The 15,992-nt window shown below is 58.8% G+C and carries 17 protein-coding genes; 12 read left to right on the plus strand and 5 right to left on the minus strand.

Features of this window, described 5'->3' with window-relative positions:
- Positions 1-30: 30 nt before the first annotated feature.
- On the minus strand, positions 31-1,800 hold the full coding sequence (locus BLO49_RS08845) for a S1C family serine protease (protein ID WP_245678952.1): 1,770 nt from the start codon (positions 1,798-1,800) through the stop codon (positions 31-33).
- 232 nt (positions 1,801-2,032) lie between these two features.
- On the opposite strand from BLO49_RS08845, the gene BLO49_RS08850 reads away from it, so the two are divergent.
- Both BLO49_RS08850 and BLO49_RS18160 read left to right on the plus strand, forming a co-directional pair.
- Positions 2,033-2,986: an isopenicillin N synthase family dioxygenase gene (locus BLO49_RS08850; RefSeq protein WP_090647166.1), complete on the plus strand. Its 954-nt coding sequence runs from the start codon at positions 2,033-2,035 to the stop codon at positions 2,984-2,986.
- Positions 2,983-3,474, plus strand: a complete 492-nt coding sequence (locus BLO49_RS18160; protein WP_139159650.1) for a hypothetical protein — start codon at positions 2,983-2,985, stop codon at positions 3,472-3,474. Before BLO49_RS08850 ends, BLO49_RS18160 begins: the two co-directional genes overlap by 4 nt.
- Before the next feature lie 127 nt (positions 3,475-3,601).
- On the opposite strand, the gene BLO49_RS08855 is transcribed toward BLO49_RS18160, so the two are convergent.
- Positions 3,602-5,497, minus strand: coding sequence for a M2 family metallopeptidase (locus BLO49_RS08855; RefSeq protein ID WP_090647168.1), 1,896 nt, complete (start codon positions 5,495-5,497; stop codon positions 3,602-3,604).
- A 236-nt stretch (positions 5,498-5,733) separates the two neighbouring features.
- On the opposite strand from BLO49_RS08855, the gene BLO49_RS18165 reads away from it, so the two are divergent.
- Positions 5,734-6,057, plus strand: coding sequence for a hypothetical protein (locus BLO49_RS18165; protein ID WP_139159651.1), 324 nt, complete (start codon positions 5,734-5,736; stop codon positions 6,055-6,057).
- 40 nt (positions 6,058-6,097) lie between these two features.
- Here BLO49_RS18165 and mtgA read toward each other — a convergent pair whose 3' ends face one another.
- From mtgA to BLO49_RS08870, 3 genes are all read right to left on the minus strand, one after another.
- Positions 6,098-6,874: a monofunctional biosynthetic peptidoglycan transglycosylase gene (gene mtgA, locus BLO49_RS08860; RefSeq protein ID WP_090647171.1), complete on the minus strand. Its 777-nt coding sequence runs from the start codon at positions 6,872-6,874 to the stop codon at positions 6,098-6,100.
- A 19-nt stretch (positions 6,875-6,893) separates the two neighbouring features.
- On the minus strand, positions 6,894-7,886 hold the full coding sequence (locus tag BLO49_RS08865; RefSeq protein ID WP_090647173.1) for a WD40 repeat domain-containing protein: 993 nt from the start codon (positions 7,884-7,886) through the stop codon (positions 6,894-6,896).
- Between the two features lie 224 nt (positions 7,887-8,110).
- Positions 8,111-9,244, minus strand: a complete 1,134-nt coding sequence (locus BLO49_RS08870; RefSeq protein WP_090647177.1) for a CobW family GTP-binding protein — start codon at positions 9,242-9,244, stop codon at positions 8,111-8,113.
- A 146-nt stretch (positions 9,245-9,390) separates the two neighbouring features.
- Between BLO49_RS08870 and BLO49_RS08875 the strand changes: the two genes are divergently transcribed.
- The 9 genes from BLO49_RS08875 (at position 9,391) to BLO49_RS08915 (ending at position 15,968) form a co-directional block, all read left to right on the plus strand.
- The gene (locus tag BLO49_RS08875) at positions 9,391-10,032 is read left to right on the plus strand and encodes a hypothetical protein (protein WP_090647181.1); all 642 of its coding nucleotides are present in this window, start codon (positions 9,391-9,393) and stop codon (positions 10,030-10,032) included.
- Positions 10,033-10,247: 215 nt separating this feature from the next.
- Positions 10,248-10,772 (plus strand): 50S ribosomal protein L21, encoded by a 525-nt coding sequence (gene rplU / locus BLO49_RS08880; protein ID WP_090647183.1) that lies wholly within the window; start codon positions 10,248-10,250, stop codon positions 10,770-10,772.
- A gap of 25 nt (positions 10,773-10,797) precedes the next feature.
- Complete coding sequence (rpmA, locus tag BLO49_RS08885; protein WP_090647186.1) at positions 10,798-11,067, plus strand: 50S ribosomal protein L27; 270 nt, start codon at positions 10,798-10,800, stop codon at positions 11,065-11,067.
- 225 nt (positions 11,068-11,292) lie between these two features.
- Positions 11,293-11,877 (plus strand): GNAT family N-acetyltransferase, encoded by a 585-nt coding sequence (locus BLO49_RS08890; RefSeq protein ID WP_090647189.1) that lies wholly within the window; start codon positions 11,293-11,295, stop codon positions 11,875-11,877.
- Positions 11,878-11,973: 96 nt separating this feature from the next.
- Complete coding sequence (obgE, locus tag BLO49_RS08895; RefSeq protein WP_090647193.1) at positions 11,974-13,023, plus strand: GTPase ObgE; 1,050 nt, start codon at positions 11,974-11,976, stop codon at positions 13,021-13,023.
- A 26-nt stretch (positions 13,024-13,049) separates the two neighbouring features.
- Complete coding sequence (locus tag BLO49_RS08900; RefSeq protein WP_415500574.1) at positions 13,050-13,685, plus strand: nicotinate-nucleotide adenylyltransferase; 636 nt, start codon at positions 13,050-13,052, stop codon at positions 13,683-13,685.
- A 52-nt stretch (positions 13,686-13,737) separates the two neighbouring features.
- Positions 13,738-14,202, plus strand: a complete 465-nt coding sequence (gene rsfS / locus BLO49_RS08905) for a ribosome silencing factor (RefSeq protein WP_245678953.1) — start codon at positions 13,738-13,740, stop codon at positions 14,200-14,202.
- Between the two features lie 9 nt (positions 14,203-14,211).
- Entirely contained in the window at positions 14,212-14,703 is a 492-nt protein-coding gene (rlmH, locus tag BLO49_RS08910) for a 23S rRNA (pseudouridine(1915)-N(3))-methyltransferase RlmH (protein WP_090647198.1), read from the plus strand.
- Positions 14,704-14,828: 125 nt separating this feature from the next.
- Entirely contained in the window at positions 14,829-15,968 is a 1,140-nt protein-coding gene (locus BLO49_RS08915) for a murein hydrolase activator EnvC family protein (protein WP_090647201.1), read from the plus strand.
- The last annotated feature ends 24 nt before the right edge of the window (positions 15,969-15,992 follow it).

The raw sequence follows: 15,992 nt of genomic DNA on the forward strand, positions 1-15,992 counted from the left end.
GGATGAAGGCGGCCGTGTGACGCCGTTAACCTAACTGGCCTTGCAGCGCCACACGGTTTTTGTTTCCGGTGCCATGGTCAGGTAGGATTGGGACAGCGTGCGGATGCGGGCGAGATTCTCGCCCAGCGCCGCCAGGGCCCCGGCATCGGCATTGGCCGAGCAGCGCAGGGAGCCGAGCGCGGCCTTTTGGGCCACGAAGGTTTTATACTGCGCCGGGTCGATGCGGTAATCATAGCGCGTGAACAGGGTGCCATCGGCTGTCAGTTCCATGCGCGCCGCCACAGGATTGGCGTCCCCCGTGGTGAAACGCAGCAAGTTGCCGTCTGCCTGGCGTTCATAGGGCGTGCGGCCATTGACGCAGGCATGAACCAGGTCGAAATCGAACTCGATATGGCCAGCATCCGGCAGCGGATTGGCGGACATAGACTTGTCGACATCGCACGACATATGCTGGATGGCGGCGGTGGCCACGGGCGCAGCCACCTTCGGTTTGCTCAGGCGGCTATCGATTTCGCGTTCCTTGATCAGGAAGCCGACCACGGCCACGATGATGATCAGCGCCAGCGCGATCCAGCCCCAGGGGATCGGGTGCTTGATGCCGGGCAGCTTGACGCGGTCATGCGGCACCCATTCCGCCTTTGCCTTTTCCGGCTTCGGCGGCTTCACCTTTTCCGGCCGGGCCGGTTCGTCGAAAGCCGTCGGCGCCAAAGGCTCCTTATTGTGGATTTCGGTGCGGTGACGGATTTCGCGGCGGATGATCAGGCCGATCAGGATCAGGACCAGCACGGACAGCACGATCATGGCGCCCAGTTGCCAGATTTCCATGGCGGCGCGATCGGCTTCGGCCTTCTTCTGCTCGGCCAGGCGCTGGACCTGGGCTTCGGCGGCGGCGGCAAGCACACGCGACAGGGCGTCATCCTTGACGATCTCGTCCTCGCTCTTGGCATAACAGGGCGTGGTCACCACGGTGGGGGTGACGCTGGCTGAACTCAGGAAGCTATTCAACGCCGAGACATGCGTGGCGACATACTGGCCGGCCGAGACATCGAGATTGCCCGCGGTCGATACCGAGGACGGCGCCGTCCAGGTATTGACGCCCACCACCTGCCCGCATTCATTGAGCAGCGGACCGCCGGAATTGCCGTGATTGATCGGCGCGGTGTGGAACAGGGTCTCGACGCGGCTGCCATCCGGGTTGGTGGAGGCGAACAGGGCGATCGAGCCTTGCGTGACATAGGCATCGGCCGGCTCCAGCAGGGCGGTGCCGGAGCGGTTCAGCAGGTGATCCGTAACGTCGGGATAGCCCATGGTGACGACGCGTTCGTTTTTATAGGGCGTCAGATAGAGCTTGAGCGGCGGCACCTTGAGGCCAGGCGCGGCCAGCAGGGCCAGATCGCCCTCCACCCACTTCTTCACCAGTTGCACTGGCTGGTAGGTGGCGCCGGAATCCTTGTGCGGCACGATATAGATATCGGCGCTGGAGGCTTCGGGCGGCACCTCGACCACATGGTAATTGGTGACGATATAGCCGGGTGCGACCACGAAGCCGGAGCCCATGCCGACCGTATCAAGCGGCACACCGCCATAGCCGCGATAAACGACCAGCACGCGCACCACCGACTGCTCGGAGGTTTTCAGCGCCTTGGTGGAATTGACCGGCTGGAGATCGCTGTCGACCAGGTCAGACAGGGACTGATTGGCGGAAGAACTATCCTGGGCGGCGGCAAGGTGTGGCAGGGCGCACATAACGACCGCTACAGCCGCCAGCAGCGCCGCCGTGCCCATCACCCATTTCCGCATGTGGCGCCCCGCGCCCGTACCCGCAAACACTGAACCTTGCCTTATAGCCAGAACAAAACACCACGGTCTCTCGTGAGTCGCGGCAACTATACGGGTCATAACCGAGTTTGATACAAAAATCACCCCTGCCGACACGCTTATTGTCGGTTGTGGGATTTAAGAAACGAATTGCCCGGAAGTGGCGATGTACGCTAGATTCGGCCCCAATCATCCTCCCTACAAAGTGCCCAATATGCCCGATTCCGCTATGCCGCCCGCTTCCGCTATCCCGCCGGTGCCGATGGCGCTTTACGAGACTGATTTTCCAGCCTTTTCGCAAAATCTGGGCGCCGCCTTCGAGCGTTATGGCTTTGCTGTTCTGGGCGGTCATGGCATTGATCCGGCCCTGCTGGACCGTGCGCTTTCGGCGACAAAAGCCTTCTTCGCCCTGCCAGAGGAGACCAAGCGGAAATACAAGACCGGCATAGGCGGGGCGCGCGGCTATACACCTTTCGGGATCGAAACCGCCAAGGGCGCCACGCACCACGATCTCAAGGAATTCTGGCATATCGGCCGCGAGCTTCCGGCCGGTCATCCGTACACGGAATATATGCCACCGAACATCTGGCCGCAGGAAATCGCCGACTTTCACGCCAGTACCTATGCGCTTTATGAGGCGCTTGATGCCCTGGGCAAGAAGGTGCTGCGCGCCATCGCCGTTTATCTGAAGCTCGACGCCGATTTCTTCGAGGCGCCGGTAAACGAGGGCAACAGCGTTCTGCGCCTGCTGCACTATCCGCCGGTGACGACACCGGGGGAAAGTGTGCGCGCCGGGGCGCATGGCGATATCAATGTCATCACCCTGCTGCTGGGCGCTGAGGAGCCTGGCCTGCAACTGCTCGACCGCGACGGCCAGTGGCTGCCGATCACCCCGCCTGAGGACTGTATCGTCTGCAATATCGGCGACATGCTATCCCGCCTGACCAATGGGGTTCTGCCGTCGACCCAGCACCGGGTGATCAATCCGGCCGAGGCGCGCAAGGACTTTGCGCGTTTTTCCACGCCCTTCTTCCTGCATTTCGAACCGCCTTACCTGATCGAAACCCTGCCGAACTGCATCACGGACGCGCACCCCGACCTCGGCGCCGCGCCGATCACCGCTCAGGATTTCCTGATGCAGCGGCTGCGGGAGATCAAGCTGGCATGAGCAACCCGATTGTCGAAAATTTGGAAACAGCGTTTAGCCTCTTTTTAAATGGGATATCCGAACCTGGCTCCAATGTATTAAGTATTTCACTTTCATCGGGGTGCTTATCAGATGATACCATTGTCGATCCCAACATAAACGCACCCTGCAGAGCAGTAGAAGTTACAGACAAAAGCCAGCATTTTGAAGTCTCTTTCGAGACTTATGTTTTCTATGCGATCATAAATGAGTCACATGGATTAATTGAACCCGATGCGATTTTTACTGGAAAGAAAATTCGAAAATATGAACGATCGAACTTGTTGGAAGCAGTAGAAAAAATCAGTTGCCCCTACGATATTTTTGGCGAACGGCCATTAAAGCATTTTGAAATCCTAACCGAAAATCATCTGGTTAATGTTGTAAGCTATGATGACCCGCAGATCACGTTTCTACCTCATCCTCCCCATCAAGCTTTTAAAAACGCGCAAATCTGGCAGAGAGCGTAGCTTACGGGGCGTGGGGTCCGTGACCCCGCAAACCTAACCTTGTTCCAAAGAAAAACCCGGTCTTTAGGACCGGGTTTTTCTTTGGAAAGAGAGAAGACTTGGGGCCGCAGGCCCCAAACCCCGTAAGTCAAATCTCGCCATCCCAGCCGCATTGCTGGCCCGCATTCTGCTCTTCAAGCCAGGCATTCAGCGGCGCGAAGTAATCCATGATCGCCGTGGCATCCATTTCCCGCTGACCGGTGAAGGTTTCCAGCGCATCCGGCCAGGGTTTGGATTGCCCCATCTCCAGCATGGCGTTCAGCCTCTCGCCCACAGCGCGTTCACCATAGATCGAGCAACGCGACAGCGGCCCCTTCCAGCCGGCCTCCTCGCACGCCGCGCGCTGGAACTGGAATTGCAGGATATCGGCCAGGAAATAACGCGTATAGGGCACGCTGGCCGCCACATGATATTTCGCGCCCGGATCAAAAGCCGACTCCGGACGCGGCCCCGGCGCCTCTATGCCCTGATACTTACGCACCAGTTCCCACCAGCGCTGATTATACTGCGCCTCGGTGATCTGGCCGGAGAAGACCTCCCAGCGCCAGCGGTCGATTTCCAGACCGAACGGCAGGAAAGCCACCTTTTGCAGCGCCATCTTGAGCAGGTAGGGAATATCCTCGGATTCGCCCGGCACCTTGTCCAGCAGGCCGATCTGCTTGAGATAGGTCGGCGTTACCGAAGACAGGCCGATGAAATCACCGATCGCTTCATGGAAACCGTCATTGGCGCCGTTCTTGAACAGGAAGGGCTGGTCCATATAGGCGCGCTGATAGAAATTATGCCCCAGCTCATGGTGGACCGTATAGAAGTCCGTGCCATTGACCTGGGTACACATCTTGATGCGCAGGTCTTCGTTATTATCGACATCCCAGGCAGAAGCGTGGCAGACCACTTCGCGGTCACGCGGCCGGGTGAATTGCGACCGCTCCCAGAAGGTCGACGGCAGCGCCTTGAAACCGAGCGAAGTATAGAAGTTCTCGCCCGTATGGACCATTTTCAGGGGATCGTACTTCTTCTTTACCAGCAGCTTGTCGAGGCTGTAGCTGGATTTTATCCCTTTCGGTGCGACCACATCATAGATGTTCGACCAGTCCTGCGCCCACATATTGCCCAGCAGGTCGGCACGGATCGGGCCGGTCTTCGGCTGGACGGCATCGCCATACTTCTCATTGAGCTTGCGGCGCGTATAGCAGTGCAGATTTTTATAGAAGGGCGCCACCTGGGTCCACAGCTTGTCGGTCTCGGCAGCGAAGGCGTCCGGGTCCATGTCATAGCCGGAACGCCACAGCGCACCGGTATCCTTGAAGCCCAGACCTTGCGCGCCCGCATTTGAAAGTTCCGTCAGCTTGGCGTAATCGTCCTTCATCGGCGCGGCGATGCTCATCCAGCCTTCCCACATGGCGCGGGTGGTCAGCGGATCGCGCGATTTCGCCATCACGTCCGAAGCGTCATCGAGATTATAGGTCTTGCCCTTCCAGGTAAACTTGCCGGTCGAATAGGTGGCGCCCAGCTTGGCGGCCACTGCGGAAAGTTCTTCCGCAGCGCCCGGTTCGACCGCCGCCGGCAGGGTCTGGGAAATGCGTAGCAAATCAAGCTTGCGGCGCGTTACCGGATCGGCATCGACATCGTTATACTGCGCCGATTCCATGGCATATTTGACCGTGGCCTCGTTCAGGGCGGCATCGGCGCGGGTTTGCAGCCATTCGGTATCGTAATTGATGAAGGTGGCGCCCATCCACTGGGCGTGCTGGTCATATTCATTGAGATCGGCCAGCTTGGCTTCGGCGTCGTTGATAAAGGCCGTGGCCTCTTCCGGCGTCGGCTTGGCGGCAGCGGGCGGGCCTTCCGGCGCGGGCTCGACCGGCACGGTATAGGCGCCGGTGTTCCCCCCCAATACCACCGAGGGCGCGGAAGGCGTTGTCGTGGTGGCGCACCCGGTAAGCAAGGCCATACAGGCCGCAGACGTCAGCAGATACTTCATGACCAGTCCTCCCAGTGGTTAACAATCGCAGGGAAGGCTATTTGGTTGCAGGCGTCAAGGGGATAAGCGCTGACAAAATCCAACGGCCATCAGGTCGTTACTAAACAGTATGTAAATATCGAACCTAAAAACTAAGCGCCACGAAACAATAGCAAATTTAAGATGGGACGGATTAATATTCCTACCTCTTTAGCCTGGGGTCACATGCTAAAGTCGTTAATATTGAACATAGAATCATGGGATATTCGATTTTATTAAAAACCAGCCTGTTCGAGGACAAAAAAATGCTCATCAAATATGTTTATTCTTTGGGAATTAAGAGTGATAGGGGTGCGGTCACGCAATCTCATCAAAACGAAATTATAGTAGAAGTTTATGGAAACCCGGCAGACAATTACGGTTGTCCCTCTCATGAACAATTGTGGTTAGGTGATACTGCTTTTAGGTCCGAATTTCTAAAACGCCACCATTCCAATGAACATCTATTAAAATACAACGCGGTGCCAGCGGATGGATCAAATGCGATTTTCAGCGTTTATGAATCTAGAGTTTGGGTTTGAGAATCGTCTAGTAACCTAGACTTTCGAAACGGTCTTTAAACTATTCCGCCGCGCAGGCATCCAGGCCCTGGCTAACCACCGCCCGCGCATTGGCGGCGATACGGCCGGAGCGCTTGCTGCCCTTGGCCTTGCGTTTGATCGGATTGGGTAGAATGGCCGCCAGTTGCGCCGCCTCGGCGCGGGACAGCGTCTTCGCGCTATGGCCGAACCAGTATTGTGAGGCCGCTTCCGCACCATAGATGCCCGGCCCCATCTCGATCGAATTGAGATAGACCTCCATGATCCGGTCCTTCGACCACATATGTTCGATCAGGAAGGTGTAATAGACCTCGAACCCCTTGCGCACCCACGACCGATCCGGCCACAGGAAGACGTTCTTGGCCGTCTGCTGCGAAATGGTCGAGGCGCCGCGTTTCTTTTTGTGCGTGGCATTGTAGCGCTCAGCCTTCTCGATGGCCTGCATGTCGAAACCATCGTGGGTGCAGAACTTGGCATCTTCCGAGGCGATGACGGCGCGCTTGAGATTGTCACTGATCTGATAGCCCGGCACCCAGCGGTGATCGAGGCCATTGCCCTGGGTCAGTTTCTCGATCATCAGGAAGGTCACCGGCACCGGCACGAAGCGGTGGATGGCGACAGACAGGATCGAAAAGGCGAAGAAGCCGACAATACAGGCGCCCACGAAACGGAAGGGACGGAATTTACGCTTTACGGTTACAGGCATGGGTTGGGGTGTCGGCTCCGGCGGGGCGTCATAGATGGTTTCTTCGCTCAGGCCCGGAACGATATCCTCCGGTTCATCGTCACGCTCACTCATAACGCCCCCAGCGCCAAACCTACTCCGCGTGTTCAAATATATAGACTACGCCGTCTTCATCGCCAAACAGAATGCGATTGGCCTCGCCGGAGATGGCAAGCGCGGTAATCGGCGCGCCTTTTTCGCCCTTGATCCATTCCACATGGGTCGATTGCAGTTCGGCCAGCCAGACGCGGCCGTCTTCGGTGCCGGCGCTGAGGATGGTTTCCTCGGCCGCGCCCGCCACGACAGACACCATGCTGCCTTCCAGAGGGTTGATCTCGGAGGCTTCCTCACCCATCGGGCCATTGGGGCGCAGGAAGGGCCAGACCACCGCGCCATTGGCGCCGGAGGTAGCCAGCAGCTTGCCCTTGGCGAAGAAATCGAGCGACTTGATCTTGGCGGGATAGCCGCCCATGCGCATGTCTTTTGAATCCTTCAACCGCCAGCCGTGCAGAGCGTTTTCCTGCATGGCGGTGATGACGAATTCACCCGAAGGCGCCATGGCGATCTTGGTATGCGACCCGGCCCAGAACAGCTTCTGCGGCTTCTGCTTTTCATCGATACGGGCAAACCACACCACGACGCCATTATAGGTGGCGCAGTAGAGCTTGCGCGCCTTGGGATCGAAGCAGAGATCCGAGACCGAATGCTCGTGCGTGAAGGTCTTGCTTTCCTTCTTGAGAAGGTCGAGCACATGCACCTTCTTGGCCGCGGCATAGGCAATAACCTGGCCTTCCGGCGCCACGGCGATGACGTCGATCCAGGCGCCTTTATGGGCGGCCAGTTCGATCGGGCCGGCGTCCTTCGAGGTCCAGACCACGCGGCCATCATCGCCACCGGTGATGACGCCAAGCCCGGTCGGGTGGATGACGGCGCTCAGTATGCCGGCATTGGGATGCGCGTCGTATTCTTTTTCCGAATCCGGGAAGACAACACGGCCGTCACCGAGCGCCACCACGGGCTCATCGAGCGCATCGAACAGGGCGTCGACAACGTAAGAATCGAATGATTTTTGATAAGCAAAGGTCATGGGGCGCTTATAAGCAAAGAGAGAAAGTTTGAATACCCTTGATCCTCCCCTGATTTATCGGGGGAGGTGGCAGCGCCCAGTTCTTTGGGCGAAGCCCGAAGGGCTGGTGTCGCTGACGGAGGGGGCTATTCCACTGTCAGTAATGCCCCCCGTCTCGACGCGCTTCGCTTGCTCGACACCTCCCTCGGAACGAAGTTGCCGTTTCGCAGGGGAGGATGAAATGTTTACGCCGCGATTGTCGCTTCAAAGCCAGCCTTGAGCGCCGCCGTATCGAGATGACGGCCGATAAACACCGCGCGCGAGACACGCGGTTCATCGGCCTGCCATTCGCGTTGCAGGTCGCCTTCCAGGATCATGTGAACCGCCTGAAAGACCAGGCGCTTGTTCTCGCCCTTCACATTGAGAATGCCCTTGGCACGCAGGATATCCTGCCCCTTTTCCGCCAGCAGCTTATCAAGCCACTGGGTAAAGCGAATACCATCGATCGGCTTATCGGTGCTGAGCGACAGGCTCTTGATCTCTTCGTCGTGGATCGGATTGATGGTGTGGCTGCAATGCTCGTCATGCACATGACCCGCTTCACCGTGCGCCGGATTGTGATGATGGTGCCCGTGATCATGGTGATGGTGGTCATGGCCGCAGTGTTCATCATGAACATGACCGGGTTCGCCATGCGCCGGATTATGGTCATGATGATGGTGGTGCTCGTCGTGGCCAATCTCTTCCAGCTTGGTCAGATCAAAGCGATGCTGGTTGAGCAACGAAGCGATATCGACAAACGAACGTTGAGCGCGGGTAATGCGGGCCAGCGGGTTCAGCCCCTTCAGGCGGCCCTCAATCTCGTCCAGCTTGGCATCATCAACCAGGTCGGTCTTGTTGAGGATGATATGGTCGGCAAAGGCGATCTGTTCCTTGACCACACGATCGGTCTTGAGCGCTTCGTCAAAATGCAGCGCATCGACCAGTGCCGTCACCGAGTCGAGATAGGTCTTGGCCTTGATGTCTTCGTCAACGAAAAAGGTCTGCGCCACCGGGCCGGGATCGGCCAGGCCGGTCGTCTCAACGATGATGGCGTCGAACCGGCCCTTACGTTTCATCAGTTGCGACAGAATGCGGATCAGGTCGCCGCGCACCGTGCAGCAGACGCAGCCATTGTTCATCTCGAACACTTCTTCATCGGCGCCGACGATCAGGTCGTTGTCGATGCCGATTTCGCCGAACTCGTTGACGATGACGGCGTATTTCTGGCCGTGGTTCTCGGAAAGGATGCGGTTGAGAAGGGTCGTCTTGCCGGCGCCCAGATAGCCGGTCAGGACTGTGACGGGGGTCTTTTGCGATGAGTGCGCGGTATCGGCCATTTGAGTGTTACTTTATAAAGGTGGAATGATCTGCCGCTTAGTTAAGCCTTCGCGCATTGAAATCAAGCGGAAGTGAGAAACAGTACGCAAGATTCCCTGTCCGGTGCATTGACGATGCGGTAAAATGGAGACCTGAGGGGGAAATCATGATCACTGCCGCCATTACACCACCAGCCATCCATGCGCCCGCGAAACCATGCGCGGATTACAAGCCCATCATGTTAACCGTGGGGGCTTCAATCACAACCTACTCGCCAGATTGTCACTGGGCGTTCTCCGTGCAGGCCAGTGATGAACCACCACCATTGAAAGTTCCCGGCGGCTTTGGCGACAACAATGCCGTTCTGATCAATATGAGTACCGGTGAAAAACAATCGGATTTTCTCATGGAAAGCAGCGCCGCTCTCCACTGGATGAAGGATGGCAAGTATGCCGTCATCAACTATTTCGACGGCAGTGGCGCCGCACAGCCACTCCTATTCAATCTGAACAAGAAGCAGCCCCCAGCCGATCTGGCGGCCTTGATATTTCCCGACATCCTTGCCCGCATTCATAAGCATAAAAGTCAGGTCTTTCATTACTATGTCTACTTTCTCAAGGATGAGGGAAAACGCATAACAATATCGGCAAACCCTATATTCACATTGGTCGGAGATAACGGCCCAGGCGACGGTCGATGTTACATATACAGCGTGGAAAAGGCTACAGTGCGATACCACTTCGTAAAAAGCCTGCCGGAGGGTGACAGTCATCCTTGTCCGTACAACCAGGATGAAAAATGGGATTAGCGTTGAACATCATCCTGACATGGCGCAATATACATATGTCAGCTTAGGCAGCGAATTGGCCGAAACCGCCAATAAAGCCGTTGACTCAGCGAGATATCCTTGTATAAGTCGCCGCCTCTCGCCCGGAGCCTTGTGGTTCCTGGGGCGTTTTTCCATTCTCCCGCGCAGGACTTTCGCTTTTAAAAGCCCCGCGCCACGGCATAAGGTTCCTGACCATGTACGCGGTCATCAAAACAGGCGGTAAGCAATACCGCGTTTCGGCTGGCGATCTGATCGTTGTCGAGAAGCTCGAAGGCGAAGCCGGCGCGGCTGTCAAGTTCAACGATGTGCTGATGCTCGGCGATGCGGCCGGTGCCGTTGTCGGCGCGCCGCTCGTTGATGGCGCCGTTGTCGAAGCCACCCTGATCGAAACCCGCAAGGGCGAGAAGGTCCGCATCTTCAAGAAGACCCGCCGTCAGGGCTATCGCCGTACCCGCGGCCATCGCCAGCTCCAGTCGGTTCTGCGCGTTACCTCGATCCTCGGCGCCGGCAAGTCCGCCAAGTGGGAAGGCACCGTTTCGCTGACCACGAAGGCCGAACTGGACGCCCGCGCCCGTAACCTGGCGCCGCGCAACCTGGCCGCCGCCATCGAGACCCCGGAAGTGGTTTCGGTTCCGGTTGTAGCCGAGGAAGCCCCCGCCAAGAAGAAAGCCGCCCCGAAGAAGAAGGCCGCTGCTGAAACCTCGGCTGACGAAGCGTAATTACAGAACCTAAGGAGCACCTCCCATGGCACACAAAAAATCCGGTGGTTCGTCCCGCAACGGCCGCGACTCACAATCCAAGCGCCTCGGCGTCAAGAAGTTCGGTGGCGAACTCGTTCTCGCCGGCAACATTCTCGTCCGCCAGCGCGGCACCAAGTTCTTTGCCGGTGAAAACGTCGGCGTCGGCCGCGACCACACCCTCTTCGCCACGGCGACAGGCAATGTGAAGTTCACCACCAAGCGCGACGAGCGTTGTTACGTCTCGATCCTGCCGGTAGCCGCGGCTGCCGAATAAGCACGACCTGAAGATTTCTGGATCGTGCTTAAGATTTTAAGCCGATCCGGACCGAATGTGAGCGGGAGTCCGGGTTAGACCTGGCTCCCGTTTTTCGTTTTTGGTTTTGGCATAAACCAAACGTGATCCCGCTCTTTCAGACCTGTGGTGGAACTGACACAGTTTCACCCTAAATAGACCTCAAGGTGGTGCCATCCATGCCGCCGGGGTCAAGGAGTGACAGACATGATCACGCGCAATGAAGCCCACAGGGCCGCTATCGGCCCGCACAAGCCAGACCAGGTCAGCGTCGAGACGACGCGTCTGAGCCTGACGGCACTGAAACCTTCCGATCTTGACGCGGTCATGGCCGTCTTCGCCGATCGTAACTCGGCGCGGATGACCCATGCCATCCCGCACCCGCTGGATCGCAGCGAGGCCGAACGCCTGCTGGCCGACATGGCGGCCACGCCCTTCACCCACTGGGCCATCCGTCTGGACGACGAGCAGTTAATCGGCATTATCAGCCTGACCAAATCGGCCTGCGGCACGACGGGCGGCATCCACTCATTCGGGCCTAACCTCAGCGTCTTCATCGCCCCGCAATGGCAGGGTCAGGGCTATGCCATTGAAGCGACCGACGGTCTGCTGCGCTGGGTGAAGAAGCGCAAACTGCACCGCATCATCCATGCGGCGCACTTTGCCGATAATGAACCTTCGGCCTCGGCCCTGATCAAGGCCGACTTCCTCTATACCGGCCGCAAGACCATGGAGACCTCACTGGCACGCGAAGGCGCGCATCTGGCGCTCCATATGATCCGCATACTGTAGGTTTTGATCCAGCAAATTTGGGACCCCGGCCCGTCGCTACGCGCGGCGGTGCCGGGGTTTCTTGCTTTTTCAGCCTTTTTAGTTCAAAGAACCGCGATGAAATTCCTCGATCAGTGTAAAATCTTTATCCGTTCCGGTAACGGCGGCGCCGGCGCCGTTTCGTTTCGCCGTGAAAAGTTCATCCCCAATGGCGGCCCAGATGGCGGTGACGGCGGCAAGGGCGGCGATGTGTGGATCGAAGCCAAGGACGGCCTCAATACCCTGATCGACTACCGCTACCAGCAACACTTCAAGGCCAAGACCGGCACCCACGGCATGGGACGCCAGATGCACGGCGCCAATGCCGAAGACATCGTGCTTTATGTGCCCGTCGGCACCGAGGTTTTCGAGGAAGACCACGAAACCCTGATCGTCGATCTGGACGAGCCCGGCAAGCGCCACCTTCTGGCCCTGGGCGGTAATGGCGGCTGGGGCAATACCCGCTTCAAGGGCCCGATCAACCAGGCGCCGAAGTTCGCCCTGCCCGGCCAGGATGGCGAGGAAAAGTGGATCTGGCTGCGCCTCAAGCTGATCGCCGATGCCGGTCTGGTCGGCCTGCCTAATGCCGGCAAATCGACCTTTCTGGCGGCCTCATCCTCAGCCAAGCCGAAGATCGCCGACTATCCCTTCACCACGCTCGTGCCCAATCTGGGCGTGATCGACTTAGGCCCTGAGCAGCGTTTCGTCATGGCCGATATTCCGGGCCTGATCGAGGGGGCTTCGGAAGGGGCCGGCCTCGGCACCAAGTTCCTCGGCCACGTCGAGCGCACCAAGGTGCTGATCCACCTGATCGACGGCACCCAGGAAGACCCGGTCAAGGCGTACAAGACCATCCGCAAGGAATTGAACGCCTATGACGAAATCCTCGGTTCCAAGACCGAGCTGGTGGCTATCAACAAGATCGACTCGCTCGACGCCGACGCCCGCAAGAAGCTGGTGACCAAAATCAAGAAGGTCTCCGGCCAGACGCCGTACCTCATCTCCGGCGTGACGGGCGAAGGCGTGCGCGACCTGCTGTTCGCGGCGCTGGAGACCATACAGGGGGAAAAGCCTGAAACCGCCCGAGCGGAGGCCGCGTCCGCCTACAATCCGTGGGATAACGCCTGAGGATGTGGTTCGCCGGTCCGGCCCCGATGCGGCCTGCAGTCCCCGCGGGTGGTTTGCGCAGCGGCTTCCATCTGGAACGCGGCATGACGGTGGGGCTGTTCGGCGGCTCGTTCAATCCGGCACACGCCGGCCATCGCCATGTCGCCGAAACGGCGCGCCAGCAACTGGGCCTCGACCGGATCATCTGGCTGGTCTCGCCGCAGAACCCGCTGAAATCAAAGAGCGAAACCGCGCCTCTGGCCGAACGCATGGCCGGCGTGCAGCCTTTTACCGGCCACGGCGATGTCATTTCCGACTTCGAGACCCGTATCCACGCCACCTATACGCTCGATACCCTGCGGGCACTTAAGGCCCGTTATCCCGGCGTCCATTTCGTCTGGATCATGGGCGGCGACAGTCTGGCCGGTTTTCATCGCTGGCGCGGCTGGGTGCAACTGATGCACATGGTGCCGATCGCCGTCGTCTCGCGCCCCGGCGCCCTGATGAAGGCACGCTTTTCACCTGCCACGCAGCGTTTCGCCCGTTATCGGGTGGATGAGCGCGCCGCGCGTACCCTGCCTTGTCTTAAGCTGCCGGCCTGGACCTATATCAAAGGTCCGTTACATGGCCACTCGTCCACGGCCTTGCGGCTGAAACTAAAGACAAAATCCCCAAACCAGTAAATTTCCATCAAGGCGTGACCTGAAGCGCATTTTGTGCTATCAAGTTGCCATCGTGGATCATAAAGGAACCCTAGCCCTGTCTCGTCAACCTGCGCACACCGCGCCCGAAACCCCTCAGTCTGAGGCTCCCGCGTCCGCTGACGCCCACGAAGATTCCAGTACCGACGCCCTGCTGCCCCTGGAAAGCCTGATCGTCAATAAGTTGGACGATGACAAGGCACAGGATATCGTCTGCATCGACCTGAAGGGCAAATCCTCGGTCGCCGACACACTGATTATCGCTTCCGGCCGTTCGCACCGCCATGTCGGCGCCTTGGCGGATCACGTCGTGCGCGCCCTCAAGGAAGCCGGCCACGGCAAGGCCAAGATCGAGGGCCTGCCGGCCTGCGATTGGGTGCTGATCGATGTCGGCGATGTCGTCGTCCATATCTTCCGCCCGGAAGTCCGCAGCTTCTACAATATCGAGAAGATCTGGTCGCTGTCGCCTGAAGGCACGGGCCATACGGTTTCCGTCTAGGCTTAGTTTATGAAGCTGACGCTCTGCGCCATCGGCAAGCTCGGCGCGACGGTCGAAAACAACCTCGTGAAAGACTATCTGAACCGCGCCAGTTTAACCGGGCGCGGTTTAGGTATTTCGCCGGTCGACCTGCTCGAAGTCGAGGCGAAAAGGGGTGCGAAAGCCGCCACCTCCGCGCTGCTGAAAGCGCAGGAAATGGAAGCGATCAGGTCCGGCTTGGGGGAAGGCGGCATCCTGATCACCTGCGACGAGCATGGCGAGCAACTGACCTCGCGCCAGATCGCCCAACGCCTCAATACCTATAAGGATCGCGGCGAGCGTCGCGTCACCTTCCTGATCGGCGGGGCTGACGGCCTCGACCCGGCCTTGCTGAAATCCTCCGCCTTTTCGCTGGCCTTCGGCCCGCAGACCTGGCCACACGCCCTGGTACGCGTCATGCTGGCCGAGCAGATGTACCGCGCCACAACCATCCTGGCCGGCCTGCCCTATCACCGTGACTGATCTCCGGGCATATGCCCGGCAAGGCCAAGCGGCCGCCCGAGCTGATGCGAGGAAGCCATGCGGCGTTTGAGCTGAAAAAAAGTCCATTTATTGAGAATTAAGCCGAACCATCTTATCTCAATGACATGCTCGCTTCCTCGCGCCATCTGCTGTTGACCGGCCTGGCCGTGCTCGCCCTTACAGGCGCGGTGCAAAGCGATGCGCAGCAACGCACGCATGATCTTTCGGAAGCCGATCGCGCCACGCTCGACACGCTTTCCGCCCAGCGTCGCGCCGAGGAACGCAAGAGCGACACCCAGCGCCGCTCCGCCCGCCAGATCGCCCAGGAGGTCGAGGCCCTGCGCGAGCAGATTATCGAGATATCAAAGAAGCAGGGTACGGGCGAAACGCGCTCAGCCATCTACCGCGCCAAACTGGAAACCATCAACCAGCAGGAAACCGACATTTCCCGCCGCCTGATCGCCGAACGCGACAAGCAGACGCGCCTGCTTTCGGCCCTGCAAATCTATTCGCGCAATCCGCCGCCGGCGCTTTTCGTCACCCCGCGCAAGGCCAATGACGCCGTTCTGGCCGCCATCATCATGCGCGCCATCACTCCGGAACTGAAGAAGCGCACCGAAAGCCTGGTGCGGCAGAACAGCCAGTTGGTCAATCTGCGCCGTCAGGCCGCCCTGCAAAACGAGGCCATTTTCATCTCCGAGAGCGAAGTTTCCGAGCAGCGCACGGAGATAGAGCGCCTGATCCAGCAGAAGATGGACTTGGAAGACCAGTTGCTGAACCAGGCCGATCAGATGGATGCCCGCGCCGCCGAGCTGAAGGCGCGCGAAAACCGTCTGACCGGCGACCTGCCGTTGAAATTTTTTGGTTCCCCGGCCATAGACAACACGCATTTACAGCCCCCCGTGGTCGGCGATATCACGGTGAATTTCGGCCAGACCGATGGCAGGACCCCTGCCAGCCGCGGTGTCTCCTATGCCGCCCTGCCCGGTTCGCAGGTCACCGCGCCCGCGGAAGGCGAGGTCGAATATGCCGGTCCGCTCGATTCCTACGGCCAGGTGGTCGTTCTCAGCATCGGCCATGATTATCGCGTCGTGGTCACCGGCATCGGCCGCATCTATGTCCAGCAGGGCCAGACCGTCGGCCGCCATGAACCACTGGGGCGGATGCCCAACCTCTCCGACAAGAAGGCGCTTCTCTATATGGAACTGCGCAAAGGCGAAACGCCGGTCAATCCGGCGACGCCGCTCCAGCTTTCCAGCCGCTAAGCTAATCCATGAAACTAAATAACC

The organism is Asticcacaulis taihuensis, assembly GCF_900100255.1.
Lineage (GTDB): Bacteria > Pseudomonadota > Alphaproteobacteria > Caulobacterales > Caulobacteraceae > Asticcacaulis > Asticcacaulis taihuensis.